Origin of the sequence: Streptomyces nitrosporeus (genome assembly GCF_008704555.1) — a bacterium.
In the GTDB taxonomy this organism is placed as follows: Bacteria; Actinomycetota; Actinomycetes; order Streptomycetales; family Streptomycetaceae; genus Streptomyces; species Streptomyces nitrosporeus.
This window is the reverse complement of the sequence record NZ_CP023702.1, coordinates 1,550,982-1,576,795: the sequence shown is the minus strand read 5'-3', so window position 1 is coordinate 1,576,795 and position 25,814 is coordinate 1,550,982. Positions and strand designations below refer to the sequence as shown.

Here is a 25,814-nt window from a genome sequence, read left to right as displayed (position 1 = left end):
TCTTCCTGGCTGTACCTGGCTGTGCCTGGCTGTGCCTTGCGGTTCCTGGCGGGGCCCGGTGGTTCATGGCGGTTCCCGGCCGGGCCCGGCCGGCTTTCGGGCGGGGCGCCTGTCAGGGCTGCTGGAATCCCGCCTCGCGGAAGATCTTCTGCGCCTCGGACGTGGACAGCCAGGAGACGAAGTCCGCCGCCTCCTCGCCGTGCTTCGACGCCTTCAGCACGGCGGCCGGATAGGAGGCCACGGCGTTCCGGTCATCCGGGATCTCCACCGCGTCGACCTTGCCGGCCGCCGTGGCGGTGTCCGTACGGTAGACGAGCCCGGCGTCGGCCTCGCCGAGCCCGACCTTGCTCAGCACCGCGCGGACGTTGGGCTCCTGGGAGACGGCCTTCACCTCGACACCCCCGGCGTCCAGGATCTGCCGCCCGTAGCGGCCGACAGGCACCTCCGGGGCGGCGAGGACCACCTTCAGCGCGGGATCGGCGAGATCCTCCAGGGTCCGGACCTTCCGCGGGTTCCCCTCGCCCGTGACGATCACCAGGCGGTTCCTCGCGACGACCGTGGAGGGCCCGGTCTCGTCCTTCAGACCGTCCATGGTCGTGGTGTCGGCGGTGACGAGCGCGTCGGCGGGCGCACCCTGGCCGACCTGGGCGGCCAGCTCCTGCGAACCGGCGAACGAGAACCTGAGCCGCGTGCCCGGATGTTCCTTCTCGTACGCCTTGCCGGCCGTCTCGAACACATCGGTGAGGGAGGAGGCGGCCAGCACCGTCAGCTCGGTCCGGGACGAGGCGGAACCCTGCTGCCCGTCCCCCGGGCCGCACGCGGCCACCAGCGGTGCGAGCAGGGCCGCCGCCAGTGCGGCCACCACGGCGCGGCGGCGCCCGAGGACACGGACGGAGGAGGAGGCGGGCGCGGGGGAGGGGAGGCGGGACATGGGGCGTGGCTCCTCGGGGTTACGGGACCGGCGGGCGAGAGGTACCGACGTGAGAGTGGGACCGATGCGCGAGCGGGCCGACGGGTGAGGGGCGGCGGACACCGGCGTGGCACGGGGCGGGCGGCGTGGCACGGGGCGGGCGGCGTGGCACGGGGCGGCGAACCGCTGCGACGGCCCGCGCGCCGGTTCTGACGACGGTGAGCACGGGGGCGGGCCGGGGACCGGGTCAGGTCCGGTCGATGTGCACGCTGGTCGACTTCACCCGGGCCGTGGCCTGCATGCCGACCTCCAGGCCGAGTTCCTCCACCGCCTCGCGGGTGAGGAGCGAGACGAGACGGTGGGGGCCGGCCTGGATCTCCACCTGGGCGGCGACATCACCCAGCTTGACCGCGGTGACGATGCCGGGGAAGGCGTTCCGCGCGGAGGTGTAGGAGACCTCCTCCTCATCGGCGCCCGCCTGTGCCAGCTCCACCGAGAAGGCCGCCAGGGCACGCCCCTCGATGAGGCGGCGGCCGCTCTCGTCACGGTGCGTCGCGACCCGCCCCGCGTCGGCCCAGCGGCGGGCGGTGTCGGGGCTGACGCCGAGAAGACGCGCCGCCTGTCCGATGGTGTAGGACTGCATGTGCCACACCATAGGGCTGTTTATCGCGCATCTACAACGCCTTCTCCTCGATAACCTCGCAGATGCCATATAGCAGCTCGATGCGTCCGGGGCGAGGCGGGGTGGGGTGGGGCGGGCCGTGCCGGCTTTGCGTGCCGGGGTGTGGACCCTCTGCCGGCTTCAGCGCTTCTGCCAGGTGAGCTTGCCGCCCCCCACCCAGCGGATCACGTCCGGGTCGTCGAGGTCGTGCACCCTGATCCCGGCCGCAGCCGCGACCTCCACCACATCCGTCATCGCCGTCACCATCGCGACGACCTCCCCGTCGATCTCCATGACGCGGAAGGGCGGATCCCCGGGCTGAACGGGCAGGACGGTGATCCGCGGGTAGCTGAAGTGAACGTTCTCCGTCATGTCGAACCGGTTCCACCGGGCCCGCCACGCCACGCGCGACAAGCCGACCGGTGAGCCTTATGCCCGATTTGTTGGCTTAAGGGTATTTAGCTCTGTCATTCAAGGCGATATGCCGACAGGGGTGGGCGGGGTTCGTTGAGAGTGGCGCGGGGTGCAAATCGCCCTTATCGGACTTGGTGACCAGCGTCACCTCCACCGCGCGAGGGGGTGGTGGCGACGCGTCGAGGGCCCCGTGATATCGGGGAATCCGGCGCGGCCGTGTGGGGTCGGTTACACGAATTCCCGTGAATGGATCTTGCGGGTGAATTGTGATCACGAATGCGCGGCTTGTTCCTTTCGCTATTTCTCGCCTACGGTCACCCTCACTCCGGATGGAACGCCGAATCCTGCCGCCGTCCGGGAACCCGACCACATCTCGTACGGCAGGAGCGGGGGACCCAGGTAAGTGCCGATCCGGTGACCGGAGCGGCTTGGGGTGAAGTCGCAGTCCGTCTGCGGCCGGGCAACTCCAGCTCGAACCCGACAGCTCACTTCGCAGGCGACGGAGAGGAAACCAGCATGCCCGCAATGGCCAACCGCCGCCGTTCCAAGTCCAGTTCGCTCACCCGCGGCATCATCGCCGTGAGCACGGGCGGAGCCGCCCTCGCCCTTCCCGTGATCGGCGCCACGGGCGCCTTCGCCGCTCCGGCGCAGACGGCCGCGGTCGAAAAGGCCGCCACCTCGACTGCCGCGTCCGGCAAGGCGATTGCCGCAAAGGACTCCGGCTCCGTCACCTATTCCGTGATCTTGGGTGATTCCCTTGCCGGAATCGCGCGTGCCCATTCCGTGGGCGGTGGCTGGCAGGAGCTGTACAAGGAAAACCGTGAGGCCGTCGGCGACAACCCCGACCTGATTCGCGTCGGCCTGAAGCTGACCATCGGTACCGAGGCGGAGAAGACCGCAGACCGGACCGCTTCGGATTCCTCGGAGTCCGAGGACCGTGCCGACCGCTCGGTGCGCACGGGCACCGCACTCGCCGCCCAGGGAGCCCAGGGCGCCCCGGCCGCCGTGGCCGTGGAGACCGTCGCGGAGACCGAGCCCGCCGTGGCCGTGGAGACCGTCGCGGAGACCGAGCCCGCCGTCGAGCCGGTCGCGTACACCGACGACCTGGACGGCTGGATCAACGAGTCGCTGGCCATCATGGCCCAGCACGGCATCCCCGGTACCTACGAGGGCATCCACCGCAACGTCATGCGTGAGTCCTCCGGCAACCCGATGGCCATCAACAACTGGGACTCCAACGCCGCCGCGGGCATCCCGTCCAAGGGCCTCCTCCAGGTCATCGACCCGACCTTCCAGGCCTACCACGTGCCCGGCACGTCGATGGACAGCTACGACCCGGTCGCCAACATCACGGCCGCGTGCAACTACGCCGCCGACCGTTACGGCTCGATCGACAACGTCTTCGGCGCCTACTGAGCCACGACGCCGGCACCGCTGGGCAGCCCGGCGTGAACGACGGGTGGTGCGGGTCCCCAGGGCCCGCACCACCCGTCGTTCTGTGGGTGCACGGCGAAGAGGCGGGGTGGGGCGGCGTCCCTCCGCGGGTGCCGCGTACCCTCGCCGGCTGGATGGTCCGGCGTACCGCCGAGTTCCGGCGTGCCGCCACGTTCCGGTGAACCGGAGCCCGGCTGTTTCCCGTCCGCCCGGCCGCCGTTCCCGGGGCCTTCGGCGGGGGTGCGCGCGGTGCCGTGGCGGCGCGCCGGAGCGGCGTGACTGGTCACGTACAGGTTCGTCGTCCATACTGCCCGCCGTGGAGCAGCGCATAGATTCGAACAACAAGCCCGAGTTCGCCGCAGGGACAGACCCGGCGTTCATCCCCGGCCTGACGGCCCCCGCACCGGTGCTCGCGGAGGGTGGTGGAACGCCGGGGGCGCCGAAGGAACCGGAGGAACCGGAGGCGTCCCGGGCGCCTGCCGAGGCCGGTACCGGGGCCGTGGGCGCCGCCGACGTGATCATGGACAAGGAAGAGGCCGCGAACGCGGACAAGGCTCCGGAGAAGGCCGGCGGCGCCGAGGAGGTGGAGGACTCCGAAGGCGCGGAGGACCCCGAGGACTCCGGCAAGGGTGAGGGCTCCGGCAGGAGCGGCGGTCCCGTCTTCGAGGTCAGCGACCGCCGGGGCGCCATCCGGGTGGACCGCGAGGGTGTCCGCTTCCAGCTGGACGACCAGGAGGCCGAGTTCGACTGGTCCGAGATCGGAGCGGTCGAGGTCAAGACGCCCCGCTTCGGCCGCAGGTTCACCGTCACGGTGCACCTGTCGAGCCGGCGGTGGTTCAACGCCGAGGTCGAGGCCGGTGCCAGAAAGGACCTCAAGACCTGGACGGCGGAACTCGACGAGGCGCTGGACGCCTACTTCGAGGAGTCCTGACCCCGCCGTATCGCCCTGTTCCGCATGTACGCGGTTCCGGCGCGGGACGCCGGACGGGACCGGCGTGCCGCGTGCCGCGTGTGACATCGGCCTTCACCACCCGGCCGGGTGGTGAAGGCCGATGCCGCGTTCCGGGCCGCGCGTCCGCCGGGCGCGGCTACCGGGGCGCTGGGCCCGGCCCACCGGGCCCGGGTTGACCGGGCTCTCGGATCACCGGGACCCCCGGCGGTCGGCCTCCCCGGCGGCCGGGTCCACCGGCGGTCGGCCTCCCCGGCGGCCGGGGCCTCAGGCGGTCGGGCCGAGGACCACCGAGCGGGTCAGATGCCTCGGAAGGTCGGGGTCCAGCCCCCGGGCCGCCGCCCGGGCGACCGCCAGGCGCTGCACCCGGACCAGTTCGGCCAGCGGGTCGAGGGTGCCCTCCACCCAGCGGGCCCCGGTGGCCCGTACCTGCTCGGCCAGCCCCTCCGGCGCCGTACCGAACATCCAGGTGGCCGTTTCGGCCGTGGCGATACTGATGGGGCCGTGCCGGTACTCCATCGCCGGATACGACTCGGTCCAGGACAGCGACGCCTCCTTCATCTTGAGAGCCGCCTCGTTCGCCAGCCCGACCGTCCAGCCGCGCCCCAGGAAACTGAACTGCGCGCACTCCAGCAGCCCTTCGGGCAGGGGCTCGGACAGCGCCGTCTCCGCGTCCCGTACGACCGCGTCGTCGTGCAGCCCGAGGTGGGCGCGGAGCAGGGTGAGGGCGCTGGTGGCGAACCGGGTCTGCACCACGGACCGTTCGTCCGCGAAGTCGAGCACCACCAGGTCGTCCGCGGCCTCCCTGACCGGTGTCCGCGGGTCGGCGGTGACGGCCACCGTCGGCGTTCTGCCCCGCAGCCGGGTCAGCAGGCCGAGCACCTCGGTCGTCGTGCCCGAGCGCGTCAGCGCGACCACCCGGTCGTATGCGCGGCCGGAAGGGAACTCCGAGGCGGCGAAGGCGTCCGACTCGCCCTGGCCGGACTCCTCGCGGAGTGCCGCGAAGGCCTGGGCCATGTAGTAGGAGGTCCCGCAGCCGACGACGGCGACGCGCTCACCGGCGGCGGGAAGGACCGACGACGCCGGGCCGGCCGCGAGCCGTGCCGCGCGGCGCCAGCACCCAGGCTGGTCGGCGGTCTCGTTCTCGACATGTGACATGACTCTGCACTCCGCTTCCGCTGCTGACCGTGCGTGTGGGTGAAATAGTCGTCAGCCTGCTCGAAGTTGCATGTTATATGGCCTAAACGAGCAGTAACAAGCATGGAGAGGGCAGGGAAAGGTGTGGAGTAGCGGCTGTTTTCGGCCATGCTCGGTGGGTAGTCGGCCGGATCTGATTCCGCCGTCCCCGGGTGGGCAGCTGTGGGTCCCGCATGCCCCGCTCCCCGTTCAATCCAGGGAATCACGCGAAAAATCCCCCGTGGGAGCCGTGTTCTCCGCCGCCCGGACGGTCGCCGGTAAGTGACCGGCCGGCACCGTCAGGGTCGAATTCGCGTCATCGGCCGCTCCTGATGGCCGGGTTCGAACGCGCGCCCGGTTTCAGGTCGGCATAATCGGCGCATGTCGATCACGGGTGGGGACGTCGTTGACCTCGGTGCGGGCCTGTACGCCTGGCTGCCGCCGAAGCGCGGGTGGGGACTGGCCAACTGCGGTCTGCTCGTCTCCCCGCAGGGAGCGCTGTGGATCGACACGCCGTACGATCCCCTGCTCGCCGGACAGTTCCTCGCCGAGAGCGAGAAGCGCCTTCCCGACGGTGTGACCATCGACCGCATCGTCGTCACCCACGCCAACGGGGACCACTTCTGGGGCGCCGGTGTGCTGCCGGGGGCGGAGATCATCGCGACTCGGGAAGCGCGGGAGCACATCCACTACGACCCGACGCCCCAGCAGCAGCACATGCTGGTGACCAACAGCGATCCGGCGACACCGCTCGGCGCGTATCTCGGCCGCCACTTCGGTGTCTTCGACTGGTCGTCGACCGAGCCCGTACGGCCGACGACGTACTTCACCGGTGAGCTCGAACTGACGCTGGGGGAGTTCACCGTCCAGGTCAGCTCCCTGCCGCCCGCACACACCTCGGGTGACCTGATCGTCCATCTGCCCGCGCAGCGCACGGTGTTCAGCGGCGACGTGATCTTCTCCTCCAGCGCCGACCACCCGGGCGACCACCCGGTGCACTGGGCCGGCCCGCTGGACAACGTGATCGCCGCGTGCGAACGGGTGCTGGCGACGGGTGCCGAGGTGATCGTGCCCGGCCACGGACCGGTACTGGACCGGGCGGGCGTGCGGGAGCACATCGGTTACCTCTCCTACGTACGCGAACGCGCGCACGCGTTCCACACGGAGGGGGTGCCCGCCCCGGAAGCCGCACGCAGGGTTATCCGGGAGCACCGCTACCCGGCCCTGGGGCTGCCCGAGCGGCTGGTGGTGACGATCGGGAGCGAGTACCGGCACCTCGACGGCCGGGACGACATGCCCGGAGTGCTCCAGGTGATGTCCGAAGTGGCCGCCGTCGCCCACGAGGTGGAGTCCGCCGTCGCCGACGGCGGCCCCGCGTGACGGCCGGCCGGTACCACCGCCCCGGCCGCCCCGCGGTACGCGGCCCGCGGCCGACGACAAGGAGACGGTGACGGCATGGTGGGATGGATCGTGGCACTGGCCGCCGTGACCGTGGCGGTCTGGCACGCCGTACGGGCCCACCAGGCCGGTCGCGACGCGTACGCGGCGTCGGCCCGCGCCGAGACGGCCGAGCGGCAGGCCCGGGCGGCCGAAGCCCGCACCCTCGCCCTGACCGGGGAGATACGCCAGCTCGCCGAGCGGCGGATCCCCGCGGCGGCCACCGCCCTGACCCATCGGGCGGCCGTCGTACCGGGACTGCGGGAGGCGTCCGAGGTCGAGGGCGACGCGGCACGGCTGCTGACCGATGCGGTACGGGCGGCGCGTGAGGCGATCCTCGACGAGCGCCGGCGTGTCGACGCCGCCGCCAGGTCGGCCATGCGCGGTTCCTCCGCCAAGATCCAGTCCCTGCTGAACCAGTCGCAGCACCTGTTGCAGGAGCTCCAGCACGAGTACGACGACCCGCGCATCCTGCAACTGGACTTCCGCAACGAACTCGCCCTGCGCCGCACCCAGGCCACCGCGGTGCTCTGCGACGCCTGGCCGGGGCTCGCCCGGCAGAACTCCTCGCTGGTCGAGATCGTGCTGGGGGCCCAGTCCCGGGTCGGCGGGTACGAGCGGATCAAGGTCGCCAACCACCTGCGGCAGGAACGCCTCGCGCTGGTCGCCCGTGCCGCGGAACCCCTGGCCATCGCGCTCGCCGAACTGCTGGCCAACGCGACGGCGTACTCGCACCCGGACACCGAGGTGCCGGTGACGGTCCAGCAGGCCGCCGGACGCGGTGCCCTGATCCTGGTCGACGACGCCGGGATCGGTATGGACGACGACGCCCTCAAGCGGGCCAGGGCACTGCTGGACGGCCCCTCCGAGGTGCTGCTGACCGAACTCGGCGACCCGCCGCAGACCGGTTTCGCCGTGGTGGGACGCCTCGTGGCGCGCTACGGCTTCAGCTGCCACATCGAGCCGTCGCCGTACGGGGGCATGCGGGCGATGCTGCGCGTCCCGGCCCATCTGCTGACCGTGATGAACGACGACAGCACCCTCTCGGTGCTCGCCCCGGCGCCCGTGTATCCGTACCCCGCCGGGGACACGGGCACGGAAGCGGACGCGGAAACGGGCGCGGACAAGGAAGCGGGCACGGAAGCGGACGCGGGAACGGAAGCCGCCGAGGACGCGTCCCGCGGCCGGGGCCACGGCGGGACCGCCGCACCGCGACCGGTGCCTGAGCCCGCGAAACCTGAGCCCGCGGCCCCGGAACCCGTGGCGCCCGGACCCGCGGCCCCGGAACCGGCCGCGTCCCGCCTGCCGGAGCGTCCCGCCCCCGCGGACGGCACCGCGGCCCCCGCCGGGCCGTTGGTACCGGGGCTGCCCAGCAGGCGCCGCCGGACCAGGCGGGTGCCGGAGGACCGGGGCGCCTCGGGGGCCCGGGACGGGGAAACCGCCGAGGCCGGTCTCCGTACGCCCGAACAGGCCGGTGCCGCCTGGACCGCACTGCAACAGGGCACCCTCAGCGGCCGGAGCGCATCCGGGCCCGCAGCATCCCCATCGGACGACCAAGGAGACGACGAGACGTGAGCACCACCCCGACCACCGGTGATCTCGCCTGGGTGCTGACCCCCCTGCTGGAACTCCCCGGTGTCCAGCACGCGGTGGTCGCCACCGGCGACGGGCTCGTCGAGGGCGCGTCACCCGGCCTGGAGCGCGCCTCCGCCGAACGCGTCGCCGCCATGACCGCCACGCTGCACGCCGCGGCCCGCGCCTTCACCACCGCGTTCACCGACGCCGAGTCACCGCGCCTGGCGCAGACGGTCGTCGAGTCCGAACTGGGATTCGCCGTCGTCGTACCCGCGGGCAAGAACACCACTCTGGCCCTGTTCGCCGCCCCCGACGCGCACCTGGGGAACATCGCCTACCAGATGCAGGTGCAGGTCACCGCGCTGACCCGGGCGATGCACGCTCCCACCCGCCGGCCGGACACCACCGCCCGGCCATGACCCCCGGCCCAGGGCGCCGCCTGATCCCCGCCTATCTGGTCACCGGCGGACGTACCGTGCCCGCCGGGCCCGCGCTCGACCGGCTCGCCGTGCTCATCCGCACGGACAAGGACCTGCCGCCCGGCGCCGGCACCGAACAGCACCGGCTGTGCGAACTCCTGGAACCGGGGGCGCTCACCGTCGTCGAGTGCGCCGCCCATCTGGAACTGCCGGTCAGCGCCACGGTCTTCCTGGCCACGGATCTCGTGGCCTCGGGACACCTGCGCGGCCGGCCCCCGATACCCCGTGCCGGTGAGATCGACCGGTCGCTCGTCGAGAGGCTGCTCGTTGGACTCCGTTCCCTCCACTGACCGGGGCGGCGTCGGCTACCTGCCGAGCGCTGCCGAGACCCTGATGAAACTCGTCGTCACGGGCCCCTTCGGCGTGGGCAAGACGACCCTGATCCGCACCCTGTCGGAGATCGAGACCCTGCACACCGAGGAGACCATGACCCAGGCCGGTGCCGGAGTCGACGACACCGCCGGCTTCCCGGAGAAGACCACGACGACGGTCGCCGTCGACTTCGGCAGGCTCACCGTCCAGGACGACCTGGTGCTCTACATGTTCGGCACACCGGGACAGGAACGGTTCCTCCCGCTCTGGGAGGACATCGCGCGCGGGGCGCTGGGCGCCCTGGTCATGGTCGACACCCGAAGGCTGGAGGACTCCTTCGCCGTCATGGACATGGTGGAGGAGCAGGGCCTGCCGTACGCCGTCGCCGTCAACCGCTTCCCCGACGCGCCCGACCACCCCGACCAGGTCCTGCGCAAACACCTCGACCTCGATCCGCAGACCCCCCTGGTGCAGTGCGACGCCCGTGAACGCCGGGGCAGCATCGACGCCCTGATCGCTCTGGCCGAACACGCACTGACCCGTCTCTCCGCGCCCCGGGAAGCGTCATGACCCCTCCGCCCGTCCCCCGGACGCCTCGCACGGCACCCTCCGGACCGGTCACGTCGCCCTACGAGCCGGTCGAGCTCTACGGGCCCGGCTTCGCAGCCGACCCGCACAGCCGCTACCACAGGCTCCGCTCCCAGGGCCCGGTGGGCCGGATCCGCATCGCCCCGGGCGTCGACGCCCTCCTGGTCACCGACTACCAGGCGGCCATCGACCTCCTGAGGGACACCGACACCTTCACCAAGGACCCGCGGGCCTGGCAGGCGGGCGTCCCCGCGAACTCCCCGGTGCTGCCCGTCCTCGGCCACCGGCCGACCGCCCTCTTCACCGACGGCGCCGTCCACGCCCGCTACCGCGAGGCGATCAACGACACCCTCGCCCTGCTCGAACCCCATGTGCTGAGGGCGGACGTCGCCCGTGCGGCACAGGAACTCATCGGAGCGTTCTCGGCCGCCGGCACCGGCGACCTCATCGCCCAGTACGCGCGCAGACTCCCCCTGCACGTCTTCACCACCTGCTTCGGGGTGGCCCGGCAGGACCGCGAACGCCTGCTCGGCGGGGTCATGGGGATGATGGAATCCGCCGAGAACGCCGCAGCGGCGTACGCCGACCTCGTCGGGGTGATCACGGACCTGGTGGCACGGCGGCGCGCCGAACCCGCCCGGGACCTGACCAGCTACCTGCTCGCGCACCCCGCGGCGCTGGACGACGACGAGGCCGTACGCCAGATCACCCTCATCATGAGCGCGGGCCACGACCCGACGACCAACCTGATCGGCATCGCCCTGCTGCGCATGCTCAGCGGACCGGGTCACGCCCACTCCCTGCGCGGTGGCGCGATGACGGCGCAGGAGGCGATCGACGAGGTGCTGTGGCGCGACCCCCCGATCGCCAACCTCGGCGCGCACTACCCGCGTCACGACACCGAGTTCCACGGTGTCCAGCTGCGCGCGGGCCAGCTCGTCCTGGTCTCCTTCGCCGCCGCCAACACGCAGTCGCTCCCCGCCGTCTCGGACCCGGCGGTGCGTTCCGGTGACGGCGCGCACCTGGCGTGGTCCACCGGGCCGCACCGGTGCCCGGCGAAACAGCCCGCCCTGCTGATGGCGGCGACCGCGATCGAGCAGCTCACCAGCCAGCTCTGCGACCTCGAACTGTCCGTCGACCCCGCCGAGTTGGTCTGGAGGCCCGGCCCCTTCCACCGCGCCCCCGCCCACCTTCCCGTCCGCTTCACCCCGCTCGGCGCCCACCCGGCCCCGGCCGCGGGCTGACGGCGTCCGGCCGCCGATCGCGTTCCCACCCGTGTCGGTGGTACGCCGAACGGGTGAGGGACGAGAGAATTGCCCGATGAACAGCGAGCGCAGCCGGCGCACAGCCAACCGGCACATGGACGGGGTGGATCTGTGAGCAGGTACGACAGGTACGACAGGTACGACGCCACGGACGAGCAGTGGGAAGGACTCGCCCAGGTCGTACCGCTCAGAGGCCGCGACGAGTGGCCGTCGAGGGTCGACCACCGCACGGAGCGGGAGCGGGAGCGGGACGCGGCCGAGCAGCGGCGGTTGGTCGTGCTGAGGGTGCAGGTGTTCGCGGACGCCCGGGAGGTGGCCGAGTACCTGGTGGCGCAGATCCCGGTCCTGCTCGACCTGACCGGTGCCGAGACCGATGTGGCCAAGCGGATCCTGGACTTCAGCAGCGGTGTGGTCTTCGGACTCGGCAGCGGGATGCACCGGGTGGACCGTAACGTCTTCCTGCTCGCACCGGGGGACATGGAGGTCGAGGGGGTCACCGCGGCGGGCGTACCCCAATCGTAGGAAGGGCCCGCGGACGGAACGGTTCGCCGGGCACGGGGGTGCGTACGGTCCGCTCATGACTGTGACCTCCACGGCCGGCCCGGCGCCGTCGGCGCCCCGGCCCCCCGCCCCGGACCGGGCGGGCGCGGCCCGGCCCACCCGCCCCGTCGTCAGCGAACTGCGCCTCGGCTCCTTCGCGTCACACCGGCGTACCGTCATCCCCCTCGGCCCCTTCACCCTGCTCACCGGAGCGAGCGGCACCGGGAAGTCGACGGCCCTGAGCGGGTACGGGGCGCTGGCACGGCTCGCCGCCGGTGATCCGCTGGAGGAGGTGTTCCCCGACCCGTCGGCCTGGGTGCCCGAGCGTTCCGCGGCGGACGCCCAGGGACGCCGGGGCTTCCGGCTGGGCTGCGCGGTGGACGGTCCGGCGGGGCCGGTGGACCTCGAACTGGCCGTACAGGCCGAACCGGAGCTCCGTATCGTCGGGGAGCGGCTGTCCGACGGCCGGGGGCCCCTGCTGAGCACCGCCCTGCGGGACCCGCGCAGATCCGTGCTGCAAGCGGTCCGGCACACGGCGGGGGAGGTGCCCGTCGCCCGGGTCCCGTTCCCGGACGACCGGCTCGGTACGGCGCTGCTTCCGCTGCGGCTGGCCGGTGCCACGGCCGGGGAGCGGCGGGTGCTGTCCGCCGCCGAGCAGGTGGTGGTGGCGCTCCGCTCGGCCTTCGTCTGCGATCCGCAGCCGCGGCACATGCGGGACGCGGTGCCGCTGGGCGAGGGGCGGCTCACCTCCTCCTGCGACAACCTCGCCGAGGTGCTGCACCGTACGCACAGCCAGTGCGCCCAGCGGCACGCCAGGCTGGTCGCCACCGCAGGCGCGGGATGCGCGGGCCCGGTGGCCGGCCTCGGCGTGGAACGTCTGGCGGACGGCAGGGTGCGGGCCCGCGTGGACCGGGGCGGGGGCGCAGGCACCCCGCTGGGGCGGCTCGGCTCGGGGGAACTCAGGTACCTCGCCTTCGCGCTGGTCCTGCTGACCGGCCCCCATGTGCTGGTGGTGGAGCCGGCCGCGGAGGTGCCGTCGGCGATGCAGACGCTGACCGTCCTGGCCGACGGCCTCGACCGGGACCTGGACGTCCGGCAGACGGACGAACTGCTGTCCCTGGCGGCTTCGATCTGCGCCGGAGGGCATATGCGGCTGCTCGGGACGGTCGGGGAACCCGCCGCGCGGAGGGCCCGTGCGGCGACCGGTGCCGTGGTGGTAGACCTGGCGGAATGAAGGAACTGGATGTTGCGGAACTGCAGCGGCGACTGGCCGACTTCGCGTCGGCGCGGGGCTGGGGGCCCTATCACACCCCGAAGAACCTGGTGGCCGCGCTGAGCGTGGAGGCCTCCGAACTCCTGGAGATCTTCCAGTGGCTGACGCCCGAGGAGTCGTCCCGGGTGATGGAGGACCCCGGCACGGCCCACCAGGTCGAGGACGAGGTGGCCGACGTCCTGGCGTATCTGCTGCAGTTCTGCGAAGTGCTCGGGGTGGATCCCCTCGCCGCCCTGGCCGCCAAGATCGAACGGAACGAGAAGCGCTTTCCCGTGACGGAAGGCGACCGGTCCACCGAACGTCACTCTTCGGAGTGATCATCTTTTCCACATTCAGCACCCTGTCCACAGATTTCCGATTTCCTCTGGATTTTGTGTAGCTGGCAACTCACTGTGGGTAATGGAAGAAGTGAGCGGGTTTCTGACAGAGGGCACGGGCGACGGGGGAATCGCATGGAAGCGGAACGGCTCATCGAGACGGGCAGGCGGGCACTGGCGGCGAGCAGGGGCGGCCCCGCCGTCATGACGGAGGCCTGGCAGGCCCAGGCGCTCGCCCGGGCGGTCGGGGGCCGGCTGGCCCGCTGCGGACCTGTGGAGCTGCGGACCGAGGCGCGCCAGCTCGGCGAGACCGGAGGACCGGGCGGCCAGATGCCCGACCACCCGGCGATGCCCGCTCCCGCCGGGGGAGTGAGGGCGGCCCAGCTCACCGAAGTCGCTGATGTACGGCAGACGCTGACCGCTCTGGGGCATCTGCTGGGAGAGACGGGCATCGCGCTCGTCGGGGTGGCCTGTGACACCGAGGAGGGACTCTACTGGCCGTGCATCGAGGCCATAGACGCCGTCGACGAAGCGGTGGACCGGGTGCAGGGCATGCTGAGGCGGCTCGCCGCGCAGACCCATGAGCGGGACCGGGAAGGCGTGCACGAACGGGACGGCGGCCCGGGGGCACACGCTCCCGGCGCGGCCCGCGGCGCACGTGTCCCGCGCGGCTCCCACGGGGCGCTCAGCGGGCCCGCCGGGATCGTGTCCGGGCCGCCATGAGCCGGCCCGGACACGGGGTTCCCGGACACCGGGCTCCCGGACACGGGGCTCCCGGCCGGGGGCGGCCCCGTCCTGGAGGGTGAGGGGAGGGGCCGCCGTCGCGAAGGTGCAGGATGGAGGCATGGATCTTCGAATCTTCACCGAGCCCCAGCAGGGGGCGAGCTACGACACCCTCCTCAGCGTCGCCAAGGCCACCGAGGAACTCGGCTTCGACGCCTTCTACCGTTCCGACCACTACCTCCGCATGGGCGCCGGGGACGGTCTGCCCGGCCCGACCGACGCGTGGATCACCCTGGCCGGACTGGCCCGGGAGACCAAGCGGATCCGCCTCGGCACCCTGATGACGGCGGGCACCTTCCGTCTGCCCGGTGTGCTGGCCATCCAGGTCGCCCAGGTCGACCAGATGTCCGGCGGCCGGGTCGACCTGGGACTGGGCGCCGGCTGGTTCGAGGAGGAGCACAAGGCGTACGGCATCCCGTTCCCCAAGGAGAAGTTCGGCCGGCTGGAGGAGCAGCTGGCGATCATCACCGGGCTGTGGGAGACCGAGGCCGGCAAGACCTTCAGCTACGACGGCACCTACTACCAGCTCACCGACTCGCCGGCGCTCCCGAAGCCGGCGCAGGCCAAGGTGCCGGTCCTGATCGGCGGGCACGGCGCGGTCCGCACCCCTCGTCTCGCCGCGCGGTACGCCGACGAGTTCAACATCCCCTTCGCGTCCGTCGAGGACAGCGAGACGCAGTTCGGCAGGGTCAAGGAGGCGGCCAGGAAGGCCGGCCGGGCGCCGGAGGACCTGGTGTACTCCAACGCCCTGGTGGTCTGCGTGGGGAAGAGCGACGCCGAGGTCGCACGCCGGGCCTCCGCGATCGGCCGCGACGTCGAGGACCTGCGGGCGAACGGTCTGGCGGGGTCCCCCGCGGAGGTCGTCGACAAGATCGGCCGGTACGCGGCCATCGGGTCCTCCCGTATCTACCTCCAGGTGCTGGACCTGCACGACCTGGACCACCTGGAGCTGATCTCCTCGCAGGTCCAGACACAGCTGGCCTGACGGCACCCCCGCCTGACGGCCGGGCCGCCCCCGGGCCGGCCGGGCGGGACCCCGTGGGACGCGACAGGGAAGGAACGGCCGTGGATTCTTCCGAACGGACCTCACCGAGGCCCGGGCGGCTTCTCGCAGACGTACTCGCCGAGGAGACCCTGGTGCTGGACGGAGGGCTCTCCAACCAACTGCAGGACCAGGGCTGCGACCTGTCCGACGCCCTGTGGTCGGCCCGTCTGCTGGCGGACGCGCCCGACCAGGTGGAGGCCGCCCACACCGCCTACGTACGGGCGGGGGCCCAGGTGCTCATCACCGCCAGTTACCAGGCGACGTTCGAAGGGTTCGGGCGGCGCGGTACCGGGCGGGAGCGGGCGGCCGAGCTGATGGCCGGCAGCGTGGCGCTGGCGCGCCGGGCCGGTGCGGCGGCCGGCCGTGAGGTCTGGGTCGCCGCTTCCGTCGGCCCGTACGGCGCGATGCTCGCGGACGGCAGCGAGTACCGCGGCCGTTACGGGCTCGGCGTCCGTGAGCTGGAACGTTTCCACCGCCCGAGGGCAAAGACGCTGGCGGCGGCCGGGCCCGACGTCCTCGCCCTGGAGACGGTGCCGGACATCGACGAGGCCGAGGCCATGCTCGAAGCCGTCCGGGGTCTGGGGACACCGGTCTGGCTCTCCTACACGGTGGCGGGCGGGCGCACCCGGGCCGGCCAGCCCCTCACGGAGGCGTTCTCCCTGGCGGCGGGGGAGGACCAGGTGATAGCCGTCGGGGTCAACTGCTGTGACCCCGCGGACGCCGGCGAGGCGGTGGCGACGGCTGCCGAGGTGACCGGGAAACCGGTCGTCGTCTACCCGAACAGCGGTGAGCAGTGGGACGCGGCGGGCAGGGGGTGGACCGGGCGCGGCACCTTCACCCCGGAGCGGGTGCGGGACTGGCACCGGGCCGGGGCCCGGCTGGTGGGAGGGTGTTGCAGGGTCGGCCCCCGGGACATCGCACGCCTGGCCGCCGCGCCGGAGTCGCCGTGACTCCGGGGCCGCCGGGGCCGTCGTGACTCCGGAGCCGCCGCGAGTCCGGAGCTGCCGGGGCCCGGAGCTGCCAGGGCCTGGAGCCACCGTGACTCCGGAGCCGCCGTGACGGGGAAATTCCCTGGTCGGGGGCGGGTCCTCGGACCATACTCGGACGGGTGTTCCTGACTATCAGCACCACCGGCAGCCCCGAACGCCCCGCCACCGATCTCGGTTTCCTGCTGCACAAGCATCCCGGGAAGGCGCAGGCGTTCTCCACCGCGCACGGCACCGCACACGTCTTCTACCCCGAAGCGTCCCAGGAGCGGTGCACGGCGGCTCTCCTCCTCGATGTGGATCCCGTGGCGCTGGTGCGGCGCGGTAAGGGCAAGGGCAGGGGCGGCGCGCCCGACGCGGCGCTCGCGCAGTACGTCAACGACCGGCCGTACGCGGCGTCGTCCCTGCTCTCGGTCGCCATGGCGGCGGTCTTCAAGTCCGCGTTGAACGGCGTCTGCCGGGCCATGCCGGAACGGGCCCAGGAGCCGCTGGCCCTGCGGGTCGAGGTGCCGGCGCTGCCCGCGCGCGGAGGCGCCGAACTGGTGCGGAAGCTGTTCGGACCGCTCGGCTGGGCGCGGGTGGACGCCACCCCCGTGCCGCTGGACGAGAAGTTCCCGCAGTGGGGCGACTCCCGCTACGTACGGCTGGTGCTGGAGGGGGAGTTGCGGCTCGCGGACGCGTTGCGGCAGCTGTACGTACTGCTGCCGGTGCTCGACGACGCCAAGCACTACTGGGTCGCGCCCGACGAGGTCGACAAGCTGCTGAGGGCGGGCGAGGGCTGGCTGGCCGAGCATCCCGAGCAGAAACTCATCACCAGCCGTTACCTCTCCCGCCGCTGGAGCCTGACCCGGCAGGCGATGGAGAGGCTCGAACTGGTGCGGCTGGCCGAGACGGACGACCTGGAGGTGGAGAGCGTCGACAACGCGGTAGACGAGACCACCGACACGGAGGAGAAGCCGGTACCGCTGGCCGGACAGCGGCGGGAGGCGATCCTGGGCGCGCTGCGCGCCGCCGGCGCCCACCGCGTCCTGGACCTCGGCTGCGGACAGGGCCAGCTGGTGCAGGCGCTCCTCAAGGACGTGCGTTTCACGGAGATCGTGGGGGTCGACGTGTCGGTGCGCGCCCTGACCGTGGCCGCGCGGCGGCTGAAGCTGGACCGCCTGGGAGAGCGCCAGGCCGGCCGGGTCACACTCCGGCAGGGCTCGCTGACCTACACCGACAAGCAGCTGAAGGGGTACGACGCGGCGGTGCTCAGCGAGGTGATCGAGCACCTCGACCTGCCCCGGCTGCCCGCCCTGGAATACGCGGTGTTCGGCGCGGCCAGGCCCACGACCGTCCTCGTGACGACACCCAACGCGGAGTACAACGTCCGCTGGGAGACGCTCCCCGCCGGGCACGTACGCCACGGGGACCACCGCTTCGAATGGACCCGGCAGGAGTTCCGGGACTGGGCGGGGCAGGTGGCCGGACGCCACGGGTACACCGTGGACTTCGTCCCGGTCGGCCCGGACGACCCCGAAGTGGGGCCGCCCACACAGATGGCCGTGTTCACCAGGGACGCGGCGGAGAACGGGAAGACGAAGGAGGCGAAGGCCGCATGACCGACAACCGCATGACCGGCACCCCCATGGCCGATGACTCCACGACCGGCGCTCCCGCATCCGCCGCCCCCGCACCTGACGCCCCCGCATCCCCCGCACCTGACGCCCCCGCATCCCCCGCACCTGACGCCCCCGCGTCCGGTGGGCACGCGGGCGGCCGCGGTACGGCGTCCGATGGCGGCGGCGCGCGCGGAGGTCCGCGCACGCTGCCGGTGACCGACCTCTCCCTCGTCGTCCTCATCGGTGCCACCGGCTCCGGCAAGTCCACCTTCGCCCGTGAGCACTTCAGGCCCACCGAGGTCATCTCCTCGGACTTCTGCCGCGGCCTGGTCGCCGACGACGAGAACGACCAGAGCGCCAGCCGCGACGCCTTCGACGTGCTGCACTACATCGCGGGCAAACGCCTGGAGGCCGGACGGCTGACCGTCGTCGACGCCACCAACGTCCAGCCCGAGAGCCGCAGACAGCTCGTCCAGCTGGCCAGGCAGTACGACGTGCTGCCCATCGCCATCGTGCTGGACCTGCCGGAGGAGGTCTGCCTGGCACGCAACGCGCTGCGCCCCGACCGCGCCGGCATGCCCCGCCATGTAGTCCAGCGCCACCGCCGTGAGCTGCGCCGTTCGCTGCGGGGCCTGGAGCGTGAGGGCTTCCGCAAGGTGCACGTCCTGCGCAGCGAGGAGGAGGTGGCCGGTGCGGAGATCGTCCTGGAGCGCCGCTACAACGACCTCCGCCACCTCACCGGCCCGTTCGACATCATCGGTGACATCCACGGCTGCGCCTCCGAGCTGGAGACACTGCTCGGCAAGCTGGGGTACGAGGACGGCGCGCACCCCGAGGGGCGTACCGCCGTCTTCGTCGGCGACCTCGTCGACCGGGGCCCGGACAGCCCGGGCGTGCTGCGCCGGGTGATGTCCATGGTGGCCGGGGGCAACGCCCTGTGCGTCCCCGGCAACCACGAGAACAAGCTCGGCCGTTATCTCAAGGGGCGAAAGGTCCAGCACACCCACGGGCTCGCCGAGACCGTCGAGCAGCTGGACCGGGAGGACGCCCGGGACCCGGAGTTCCGCACCCGGGTCGCGGAGTTCATCGACGGCCTGGTCAGCCACTACGTCCTCGACGAGGGCAGGCTGGTGGTCTGCCACGCCGGGCTGCCCGAGAAGTACCACGGCCGCACCTCCGGCCGGGTCCGCTCGCACGCCCTGTACGGCGACACGACCGGGGAGACCGACGAGTTCGGCCTGCCCGTGCGCTACCCGTGGGCCGAGGAGTACCGGGGCCGCGCCGCCGTGGTCTACGGCCACACCCCCGTGCCCACCACTTCCTGGGTCAACAACACCCTCTGCCTGGACACCGGCGCCGTCTTCGGCGGGAAGATGACCGCACTGCGCTGGCCGGAGCGCGAGATCGTCGACGTGCCGGCCGAGCGGGTCTGGTACGAGCCGGTGAAGCCGCTGGCCACCGAGGCGCCCGGGGGCCGGGAGGGCCGCCCGCTGGACCTCGCCGACGTACAGGGCCGCCGGGTGGTGGAAACCCGGCAGATGGGCCGGGTCGCGGTGCGCGAGGAGAACGCCGCGGCGGCGCTGGAGGTGATGAGCCGGTTCGCGGTGGACCCGCGGCTGCTCGCCTATCTCCCGCCCACCATGGCACCGGTCGACACCTCGCGGGAGGAGGGCTATCTGGAGCACCCCGCGGAGGCGTTCGAGCGGTACCGGGCCGACGGTGTGACCACCGTCGTGTGCGAGGAGAAGCACATGGGCTCCCGCGCGGTCGCGCTCGTCTGCCGTGACGCGGACGTCGCCCGCGAGCGGTTCGGCGTCGGGGGCGCCTCCCACGCCTCCGGCAGCGGGGAAGGCCCCACCGGCGCCCTGCACACCCGTACCGGCCGCCCCTTCCTGGACGACCGGGCGCTCACCGAGGCGGTGCTCGACCGGCTGCGCAGGGCCGTCACGGCCGCCGGGCTGTGGGAGGAGTGGGACACCGACTGGGTCCTGCTCGACGCCGAGATGATGCCGTGGTCCCTCAAGGCGTCGGGGCTGCTGCGCTCGCAGTACGCGGCCGTCGGGGCCGCTTCCGGCGCGGTGCTGCCCGCAGCCCGGGAGGCCCTCGCCGCGGCGCGGGCCCGCGGTGCGGACGTCGGCCCCCTGGAGGACCGGCAGCGGGAACGGGCCGAGGACGCGGCAGCCTTCACCGAGGCGTACCGCCGCTACTGCTGGAGCACCGAAGGGCTCGACGGGGTGCGGCTCGCACCGTTCCAGATACTCGCGGTGCGGGGCCGTTCGCTCGCCGCCGTGCCGCACGACGAGCAGCTGGCCTGGCTGGACCGGCTCGTCGAGCACGACCCGACCGGACTCCTCCAGGCCACCCGGCGCCTGGTCGTCGACACCGGGGACGAGGCGTCGGTCCGCTCCGGCATCGACTGGTGGCTGGAGATGACGGGCCGCGGCGGCGAGGGCATGGTCGTCAAACCGCTCGGCTCCCTCGTCCGGGACCCGAAGGGCCGGCTCGTCCAGCCGGGCGTCAAGGTGCGCGGCCGGGAGTACCTGCGGATCATCTACGGTCCGGAGTACACCCGTCCGGACAACCTGGAGCGGCTGCGCTCCCGCTTCCTGGGCCACAAACGGTCGCTCGCGCTCCGCGAGTACGCCCTCGGCCTGGAGGCGCTGGACCGGCTCGCCGAAGGGGAACCGCTGTGGCGTGTCCACGAGGCGGTCTTCGCGGTGCTGGCCCTGGAATCGGAGCCGGTCGACCCCAGGCTGTGAGAACGGCCCGGCGCTCCCCGCCCACGGACACCGTGCGGGAGCGCCGGCGGCGCCCGGGGCCCGGGACGGGGGGCGTCGCAGGGCCCGTCCGGTCCGGGCCCGCCCGACAGGCCCCGATCCGCAGGCGGTCCGCGGGATGAACGGCGCCTTCCCCGGTGAGGATGAAGGCATGGGATTCCATGTCGACTCAGAGGCCGGGCGGCTGCGCCGCGTCATCCTGCACCGCCCCGGCCTGGAGCTCAAGCGGCTCACCCCCAGCAACAAGGACGCCCTGCTCTTCGACGACGTGCTGTGGGTGCGCCGGGCCAAGGAGGAGCACGACGGCTTCGCCCGGGTGCTGCGGGAGAGGGGCGTGGAGGTCCACCTCTTCGGCGACCTGCTCCGCGAGTCGCTGGACATCCCGGTGGCGCGGCGGCTCGTGCTCGACCGGGTCTTCGACGAGAAGGAGTACGGCCCGCTCGCCACCGAGCACCTGCGCGCCGTGTTCGAGGCCCTGCCCTCGGACGAACTGGCCGAGGCGCTCGTCGGAGGGATGACGAAGCGGGAGTTCCTGGAGCGGTATCCCGAGCCGACCTCCGTCCGGTTCCACGTCATGGACCTGGACGGTTTCCTGCTCGATCCGCTGCCCAACCACCTGTTCACCCGGGACACCTCCGCCTGGATCTACGACGGTGTGTCCATCAACGCGATGAGCCGGCCGGCCAGGCGGCGCGAGACCGTCCACTTCGAGGCGGTCTACCGCCACCACCCGCTGTTCACCGGACCGGAGGCGGGTGTCTTCCACCACTGGTCGCAGGGCCAGAACGACTACCCGTCCACCATCGAGGGCGGCGACGTCCTCGTCATCGGCCGGGGCGCCGTCCTCATCGGAATGAGCGAACGTACCACCCCGCAAGCCGTGGAGATGCTGGCCAGGGGCCTCTTCGACGCCGGGTCGGCGCGGACGATCGTGGCCCTGGACATGCCCAAGAGGCGCGCGTTCATGCACCTCGACACGGTGATGACGATGATCGACCACGACACGTTCACCCAGTACGCCGGGCTCGGCATGCTCCGCTCCTACACGATCGAGCCGGGTGGCGGCCCCCGGGAACTGAAGGTCACCGACCACCCGCCCGAGCACATGCACCGGGCCGTGGCCGCCGCGCTCGGCCTGGACTCCATCCGCGTCCTCACCGCCACCCAGGACGTCCACGCCGCGGAACGCGAGCAGTGGGACGACGGCTGCAACGTGCTGGCGGTGGAACCGGGCGTCGTCGTCGCGTACGAGCGGAACGCCACCACCAACGGCCACCTGCGCCGGGAGGGCATCGAGGTCCTGGAGATCCAGGGCAGCGAACTGGGCAGAGGCAGGGGCGGGCCGCGCTGTATGAGCTGCCCCGTCGTACGCGACCCGGTGTGACCCACGCTCCGGACACCCGCTCCCGCGGAGCGGCGGGGCCGCCCGTCCCCGCGGAGCGACGGACGGAGTGTCGAACGACGGTGTGAGTGGACAGGCGTGCGATCGAAAGGGGGTCGGCTGTATAGCGATGCATACTTGCGTATACACTTCCAGGATTACTCGTTGTATGCGCCGTCCGACCAGGAGCAGTCACCATGGCCACAGACCTCGCAGGCCGCCACTTCCTCAAGGAGCTGGACTTCACGGCCGGGGAATTCCGCAGCCTGGTCACCCTGGCCGCCGAGCTCAAGGCGGCCAAGAAGGCGGGCCGCGAGGTGCAGCGGCTGCGCGGCAAGAACATCGCGCTGATCTTCGAGAAGACCTCGACCCGCACCCGGTGCGCCTTCGAAGTGGCCGCCGCCGACCAGGGCGCCTCCACCACCTACCTCGACCCCTCGGGCTCCCAGATGGGGCACAAGGAGTCGGTGCGGGACACCGCCCGGGTGCTGGGCCGGATGTTCGACGGCATCGAGTACCGCGGTGACAGCCAGCAGGTGGTGGAGGAGCTCGCGGCGTACGGCGGCGTCCCCGTCTTCAACGGGCTCACCGACGACTGGCACCCCACGCAGATGCTCGCCGACGTGCTGACGATGACCGAGCACAGTGAGAAGCCGCTGGAGGAGACCGCCTTCGCCTACCTCGGCGACGCCCGCTTCAACATGGGCAACTCCTACCTGGTCACCGGTGCCCTGCTCGGCATGGACGTACGGATCGTCGCGCCGTCCTCCTACTGGCCGGACCAGGGGATCGTGGACCGGGCCCACGAGCTGGCCGCCGTCAGCGGAGCCCGGATCACCCTCACCGAGGACGTCGCCGAGGGCGTCCGGGGCGCCGACTTCGTCGCCACCGACGTCTGGGTGTCCATGGGCGAGCCCAAGGACGTGTGGGACGAGCGCATCGCCGCCCTCGCACCGTACGCCGTCACCATGGACGTCCTGCGCGCCACCGGCAACGACGCGGTGAAGTTCCTGCACTGCCTCCCGGCCTTCCACGACCTCGGCACGAAGGTGGGCCGGGAGATCCACGAACGGCACGGGCTGACCGAGCTGGAGGTCACCGACGAGGTGTTCGAGTCCGCGCACTCCCTCGTCTTCGACGAGGCCGAGAACCGGATGCACACCATCAAGGCCGTCATGGTGGCGACCGTGGCGGACGGCGGCACGCCGGGCGCCTGAGTACCGCCGCCCCCGGCGAGGGCGCCCGGGAGAGCACGATCGGGTGCATGAACATGCACTCGATTGGGTGAGCATGCAGGGAAGTGGCTATCATGGAGCCACTTGGTGGGGTCCGGGCTCGCACGCCCGGACCCCGTCGTGCGTCCGGCTCCCACCGTGTGTCCGGGCCCCCACATCCGGACCGCCCCGGACCACTCCGGACCGCGTCCGGCCGGCCCCGGACCGCCCTTTGGACCCCGGCCACCCGAAGCCCCCGATCCATCCACCCGCCCGCCCTCCGGTCCACCGAAGACCCCGATCCCCGATCCCCGACGAAGCCGTCCGCCGGATCCGGCCGCCACCACCCCCGGCCCCGGACCTCCGGCCCCCGCTCCCGGCCCCGGACCACCCACCCGGACCGCCGGCCCCGCTCCACCAGAGAAGAGAACGTCCCCCATGAGCCCGGCCCCCCACACCCCCCGCGCCGCGCGCCCGCCCGCCCCCTCCGGGGCCCGGATCAAGAGCCCGGCGCTCCTGCTCGCCGAGTCCGGCGCCGACCTCGAAGGCCATGGCCTCAAACGCACGATGGGGCTCTTCCAGCTCGTCTGCTTCGGGGTCGGCGCCATCGTCGGCACCGGGATCTTCGTCGGCCTCTCCGACAGCGTCGCCGAAGCGGGCCCCGCCGTCGTGCTCTCCTTCGTCCTCGCGGCGATCACCTGCGTCTTCACCGCCTTCTCCTTCGCCGAACTCGGCGGCGCGATCCCGGTGTCCGGCAGCTCCTACTCCTTCGCCTACGCGACCCTGGGCGAGCGCGTCGCCTTCCTGGTCGGCTGGTGCCTGCTGCTGGAGTACGGCGTCTCGGTCTCCGCGGTGGCCGTCGGCTGGAGCCAGTACGTCAACGAGCTGCTGGACAGCCTCGTCGGCCTGCAGGTGCCCGCGGCGCTCTCGGCCGGACCCGGCGACGGGGGCGTGATCAACCTGCCCGCGGTCCTGGTGGTCATGATGGCCGCCACCCTGCTGGTACGCGGCATCCGGGAGAGCGCGGGCGCCACCGCCGCGATGGCCGTCCTGAAGATCGGCATCCTCGTCGCGTTCTGCGCCGTCGCCTTCACCGCGTTCGAGGACGGCAACCTCTCGCCCTTCGCCTCGCACGGCATGGCCGGAGTCACCGCGGGCGCGTCGGTGGCCTTCTTCTCCTACATCGGCTTCGACGCCATCACCACCGCGGGCGAGGAGGTCAGGAACCCGCGCCGGAACATCCCGATCGCGATCATGATCTGCATCGGGATCGTCACGCTGCTCTACTGCGCCGTCGCCCTCGGCGCCATCGGAGCCCTGGGCGCGGACGCGGTGTCCGACAAGCCGGCGGCGCTCAGCCTCGTCGTCGACCAGGTCACCGGCTCCTCCGCCGGCGGCGGCGTCATCGCCTTCGGCGCGGTCGTCGCGATCGCGTCGGTGGTGCTCGCCGTGATGTACGGGCAGACCCGCATCCTGATGTCGATGTCCCGCGACGGACTGGTCCCCCGGGTCTTCGAGCGGGTCTCGCCCCGCACCCACACCCCGGTGGCCAACACCTGGATCGTGGCGGCCGTCTTCGCGCTCCCGGCCGCGTTCTCCTCCCTCGACGTCGTCGTCAACCTGACGACGATCGGAACGCTGGCGACCATGGCCGTGGTGAACATCGCGGTGATCGCCCTGCGCCGCCGGAACCCGGAGCTCAAGCGCTCCTTCCGGGTACCGCTGTACCCGGTCAGCCCGGTCCTGGGCGTCGGTTTCTGCGTGTACCTGATGTACGGCACGGGCTGGACGACCTGGGTGCAGTTCGCGGCCTTCCTGGCCGTCGGCGCCCTCGTCTACTCCTGCTACGGCCGCGGCAGGTCGCGGCTGGTCAGCTCCGCGGCGACGGACCCGGCTGGGCCGGTATCGCCGGAAGCGTGAACCACACCGCCTTGCCGTGCTCCGTGGCGCGGTGACCGCAGGCGGAACTGAGCGTACGGATCAGCAGCAGTCCGCGGCCGTGCTCCTGCCAGGGGTCCGGCTCGCTGCCGGGGCCCGGCCGGGACAGGTCCCCGGGCGGCTCCGGATCACGGTCGTGGACCTCCACCTGGCAGCCGGTCGCCATCAGCTCCACCACCAGCTCGATCGGCCCCGCGCCCCCGGTGTGCTCCACGGCGTTGGCGACCAGCTCCGCCGTGAGCAGCTCGGCCGTGTCGCAGTCCGCCGACATGTCGATGTCCGCCAGCGCCGTCCGGACCAGGGCGCGGGCGATCGGCACGGCCGCGGTGGAATGGGGCAGCGCGATACGCCAGGCGCCCGGCGAGGACGACGGCGGGTGAGTGGGGGAGTCGGGCGGCAAGGCGGTTTCCGTTCGGGAGCGAGACATCCTGTCCAGGACCTCTGTTCCGGCACTGCTGGTCCGGTACGGCCGCACCGGGACCGGCGCACCAGGAGGACCGGGAACAGGACTACCTGCCTCAACCCTACGAAGTGCGGCAGCGGGGACACAGGGTCCGCCGACCGGTACAAACAGGACCTTCGGCACCACGGTCTCACGGATCGTTTATCCCGTGCCTGTGAGTCACACCACGCGGCCCCCGAAGACCGCTCCCTGCCGCCCGGACGAGAACGGGGCAGCCGTTCGGCACGGCTGCCCCACCCGGCCGCCCGGAGTCCCCGGGCCGCCCGGTTCCCCCGGACAGCCCGGGTCCCCCGGCC

Annotated in this window: 24 protein-coding genes and 1 riboswitch; of the genes, 19 read left to right on the top strand and 5 right to left on the bottom strand. The window is 72.3% G+C overall.

The features are described 5' to 3' along the window. Positions 1–112 precede the first annotated feature (112 nt). From modA to CP967_RS06745, 3 genes are all read right to left on the bottom strand, one after another. Positions 113–931, bottom strand: coding sequence for a molybdate ABC transporter substrate-binding protein (gene modA, locus CP967_RS06755; protein ID WP_150487074.1), 819 nt, complete (start codon positions 929–931; stop codon positions 113–115). Positions 932–1,157: 226 nt separating this feature from the next. Continuing rightward, a complete protein-coding gene (locus tag CP967_RS06750) occupies positions 1,158–1,553 on the bottom strand; it encodes a TOBE domain-containing protein (protein WP_150487073.1) in 396 nt (131 codons plus the stop codon). 159 nt (positions 1,554–1,712) lie between these two features. After that, complete coding sequence (locus tag CP967_RS06745; protein ID WP_150487072.1) at positions 1,713–1,943, bottom strand: hypothetical protein; 231 nt, start codon at positions 1,941–1,943, stop codon at positions 1,713–1,715. 367 nt (positions 1,944–2,310) lie between these two features. After that, positions 2,311–2,499, top strand: a riboswitch (cyclic di-AMP (ydaO/yuaA leader). Positions 2,500–2,501: 2 nt separating this feature from the next. On the opposite strand from CP967_RS06745, the gene CP967_RS06740 reads away from it, so the two are divergent. Both CP967_RS06740 and CP967_RS06735 read left to right on the top strand, forming a co-directional pair. Next, the gene (locus CP967_RS06740; RefSeq protein ID WP_150487071.1) at positions 2,502–3,401 is read left to right on the top strand and encodes a LysM peptidoglycan-binding domain-containing protein; all 900 of its coding nucleotides are present in this window, start codon (positions 2,502–2,504) and stop codon (positions 3,399–3,401) included. 334 nt (positions 3,402–3,735) lie between these two features. Beyond that, positions 3,736–4,350, top strand: a complete 615-nt coding sequence (locus CP967_RS06735) for a prolipoprotein diacylglyceryl transferase (protein ID WP_150487070.1) — start codon at positions 3,736–3,738, stop codon at positions 4,348–4,350. 285 nt (positions 4,351–4,635) lie between these two features. Here the strand turns inward: CP967_RS06735 and CP967_RS06730 are convergent, their stop codons facing one another. Further along, a complete protein-coding gene (locus CP967_RS06730) occupies positions 4,636–5,526 on the bottom strand; it encodes an SIS domain-containing protein (protein WP_150487069.1) in 891 nt (296 codons plus the stop codon). Between the two features lie 399 nt (positions 5,527–5,925). On the opposite strand from CP967_RS06730, the gene CP967_RS06725 reads away from it, so the two are divergent. From CP967_RS06725 to CP967_RS06645, 17 genes are all read left to right on the top strand, one after another. Next, positions 5,926–6,924, top strand: coding sequence for an MBL fold metallo-hydrolase (locus CP967_RS06725; RefSeq protein WP_150487068.1), 999 nt, complete (start codon positions 5,926–5,928; stop codon positions 6,922–6,924). A 75-nt stretch (positions 6,925–6,999) separates the two neighbouring features. Next, positions 7,000–8,556: an ATP-binding protein gene (locus tag CP967_RS06720; RefSeq protein ID WP_150487067.1), complete on the top strand. Its 1,557-nt coding sequence runs from the start codon at positions 7,000–7,002 to the stop codon at positions 8,554–8,556. Continuing rightward, positions 8,553–8,975 carry a roadblock/LC7 domain-containing protein gene (locus CP967_RS06715; protein WP_150487066.1) on the top strand — a complete coding sequence of 141 codons (423 nt, stop codon included), beginning with the start codon at positions 8,553–8,555 and terminating at the stop codon, positions 8,973–8,975. Before CP967_RS06720 ends, CP967_RS06715 begins: the two co-directional genes overlap by 4 nt. Then, positions 8,972–9,325 carry a DUF742 domain-containing protein gene (locus CP967_RS06710; protein WP_150487065.1) on the top strand — a complete coding sequence of 118 codons (354 nt, stop codon included), beginning with the start codon at positions 8,972–8,974 and terminating at the stop codon, positions 9,323–9,325. Before CP967_RS06715 ends, CP967_RS06710 begins: the two co-directional genes overlap by 4 nt. Continuing rightward, positions 9,303–9,917, top strand: coding sequence for a GTP-binding protein (locus CP967_RS06705; protein WP_150487064.1), 615 nt, complete (start codon positions 9,303–9,305; stop codon positions 9,915–9,917). The genes CP967_RS06710 and CP967_RS06705 overlap by 23 nt, the downstream gene beginning before the upstream one ends. Next, a complete protein-coding gene (locus CP967_RS06700) occupies positions 9,914–11,179 on the top strand; it encodes a cytochrome P450 family protein (protein ID WP_150487063.1) in 1,266 nt (421 codons plus the stop codon). Before CP967_RS06705 ends, CP967_RS06700 begins: the two co-directional genes overlap by 4 nt. Positions 11,180–11,311: 132 nt before the next feature. Continuing rightward, positions 11,312–11,722: a cell division protein SepF gene (locus CP967_RS06695; protein ID WP_150487062.1), complete on the top strand. Its 411-nt coding sequence runs from the start codon at positions 11,312–11,314 to the stop codon at positions 11,720–11,722. A 55-nt stretch (positions 11,723–11,777) separates the two neighbouring features. Next, positions 11,778–12,974 carry an AAA family ATPase gene (locus CP967_RS06690; RefSeq protein ID WP_150487061.1) on the top strand — a complete coding sequence of 399 codons (1,197 nt, stop codon included), beginning with the start codon at positions 11,778–11,780 and terminating at the stop codon, positions 12,972–12,974. Then, the gene (locus CP967_RS06685; RefSeq protein ID WP_150487060.1) at positions 12,971–13,330 is read left to right on the top strand and encodes a nucleotide pyrophosphohydrolase; all 360 of its coding nucleotides are present in this window, start codon (positions 12,971–12,973) and stop codon (positions 13,328–13,330) included. The genes CP967_RS06690 and CP967_RS06685 overlap by 4 nt, the downstream gene beginning before the upstream one ends. Positions 13,331–13,465: 135 nt before the next feature. Next, entirely contained in the window at positions 13,466–14,053 is a 588-nt protein-coding gene (locus tag CP967_RS06680; protein ID WP_150487059.1) for a DUF6099 family protein, read from the top strand. A gap of 121 nt (positions 14,054–14,174) precedes the next feature. After that, on the top strand, positions 14,175–15,098 hold the full coding sequence (locus CP967_RS06675) for an LLM class F420-dependent oxidoreductase (protein ID WP_150487058.1): 924 nt from the start codon (positions 14,175–14,177) through the stop codon (positions 15,096–15,098). A gap of 80 nt (positions 15,099–15,178) precedes the next feature. After that, the gene (gene mmuM / locus CP967_RS06670) at positions 15,179–16,108 is read left to right on the top strand and encodes a homocysteine S-methyltransferase (RefSeq protein ID WP_150487057.1); all 930 of its coding nucleotides are present in this window, start codon (positions 15,179–15,181) and stop codon (positions 16,106–16,108) included. 158 nt (positions 16,109–16,266) lie between these two features. Next, the gene (locus CP967_RS06665) at positions 16,267–17,745 is read left to right on the top strand and encodes a 3' terminal RNA ribose 2'-O-methyltransferase Hen1 (protein ID WP_150487056.1); all 1,479 of its coding nucleotides are present in this window, start codon (positions 16,267–16,269) and stop codon (positions 17,743–17,745) included. Further along, positions 17,742–20,504, top strand: a complete 2,763-nt coding sequence (locus tag CP967_RS06660; RefSeq protein ID WP_229888341.1) for a polynucleotide kinase-phosphatase — start codon at positions 17,742–17,744, stop codon at positions 20,502–20,504. The genes CP967_RS06665 and CP967_RS06660 overlap by 4 nt, the downstream gene beginning before the upstream one ends. Positions 20,505–20,673: 169 nt before the next feature. Continuing rightward, complete coding sequence (locus CP967_RS06655) at positions 20,674–21,906, top strand: arginine deiminase (protein WP_150487055.1); 1,233 nt, start codon at positions 20,674–20,676, stop codon at positions 21,904–21,906. Positions 21,907–22,100: 194 nt separating this feature from the next. Beyond that, a complete protein-coding gene (gene argF / locus CP967_RS06650) occupies positions 22,101–23,120 on the top strand; it encodes an ornithine carbamoyltransferase (RefSeq protein WP_150487054.1) in 1,020 nt (339 codons plus the stop codon). Between the two features lie 435 nt (positions 23,121–23,555). Further along, complete coding sequence (locus CP967_RS06645) at positions 23,556–25,037, top strand: amino acid permease (RefSeq protein WP_150487053.1); 1,482 nt, start codon at positions 23,556–23,558, stop codon at positions 25,035–25,037. Here the strand turns inward: CP967_RS06645 and CP967_RS06640 are convergent. Next, entirely contained in the window at positions 24,988–25,455 is a 468-nt protein-coding gene (locus tag CP967_RS06640; RefSeq protein WP_150487052.1) for an ATP-binding protein, read from the bottom strand. The two genes, CP967_RS06645 and CP967_RS06640, sit on opposite strands and share 50 nt — an antisense overlap. Positions 25,456–25,814: the final 359 nt, after the last annotated feature.

Coding starts and splice junctions, on each gene's coding strand:
- CP967_RS06720 (WP_150487067.1), top strand. CDS start 7,000: ATGGTGGGATGGATCGTGGCACTGGCCGCCGTGACCGTGGCGGTCTGG.
- argF (WP_150487054.1), top strand. CDS start 22,101: ATGGCCACAGACCTCGCAGGCCGCCACTTCCTCAAGGAGCTGGACTTC.
- CP967_RS06700 (WP_150487063.1), top strand. CDS start 9,914: ATGACCCCTCCGCCCGTCCCCCGGACGCCTCGCACGGCACCCTCCGGA.
- CP967_RS06655 (WP_150487055.1), top strand. CDS start 20,674: ATGGGATTCCATGTCGACTCAGAGGCCGGGCGGCTGCGCCGCGTCATC.
- CP967_RS06725 (WP_150487068.1), top strand. CDS start 5,926: ATGTCGATCACGGGTGGGGACGTCGTTGACCTCGGTGCGGGCCTGTAC.
- CP967_RS06745 (WP_150487072.1), bottom strand. CDS start 1,943: ATGACGGAGAACGTTCACTTCAGCTACCCGCGGATCACCGTCCTGCCC.
- CP967_RS06675 (WP_150487058.1), top strand. CDS start 14,175: ATGGATCTTCGAATCTTCACCGAGCCCCAGCAGGGGGCGAGCTACGAC.
- CP967_RS06740 (WP_150487071.1), top strand. CDS start 2,502: ATGCCCGCAATGGCCAACCGCCGCCGTTCCAAGTCCAGTTCGCTCACC.
- CP967_RS06660 (WP_229888341.1), top strand. CDS start 17,742: ATGACCGACAACCGCATGACCGGCACCCCCATGGCCGATGACTCCACG.
- CP967_RS06750 (WP_150487073.1), bottom strand. CDS start 1,553: ATGCAGTCCTACACCATCGGACAGGCGGCGCGTCTTCTCGGCGTCAGC.
- CP967_RS06730 (WP_150487069.1), bottom strand. CDS start 5,526: ATGTCACATGTCGAGAACGAGACCGCCGACCAGCCTGGGTGCTGGCGC.
- CP967_RS06680 (WP_150487059.1), top strand. CDS start 13,466: ATGGAAGCGGAACGGCTCATCGAGACGGGCAGGCGGGCACTGGCGGCG.
- CP967_RS06690 (WP_150487061.1), top strand. CDS start 11,778: ATGACTGTGACCTCCACGGCCGGCCCGGCGCCGTCGGCGCCCCGGCCC.
- modA (WP_150487074.1), bottom strand. CDS start 931: ATGTCCCGCCTCCCCTCCCCCGCGCCCGCCTCCTCCTCCGTCCGTGTC.
- CP967_RS06710 (WP_150487065.1), top strand. CDS start 8,972: ATGACCCCCGGCCCAGGGCGCCGCCTGATCCCCGCCTATCTGGTCACC.
- CP967_RS06645 (WP_150487053.1), top strand. CDS start 23,556: ATGAGCCCGGCCCCCCACACCCCCCGCGCCGCGCGCCCGCCCGCCCCC.
- CP967_RS06685 (WP_150487060.1), top strand. CDS start 12,971: ATGAAGGAACTGGATGTTGCGGAACTGCAGCGGCGACTGGCCGACTTC.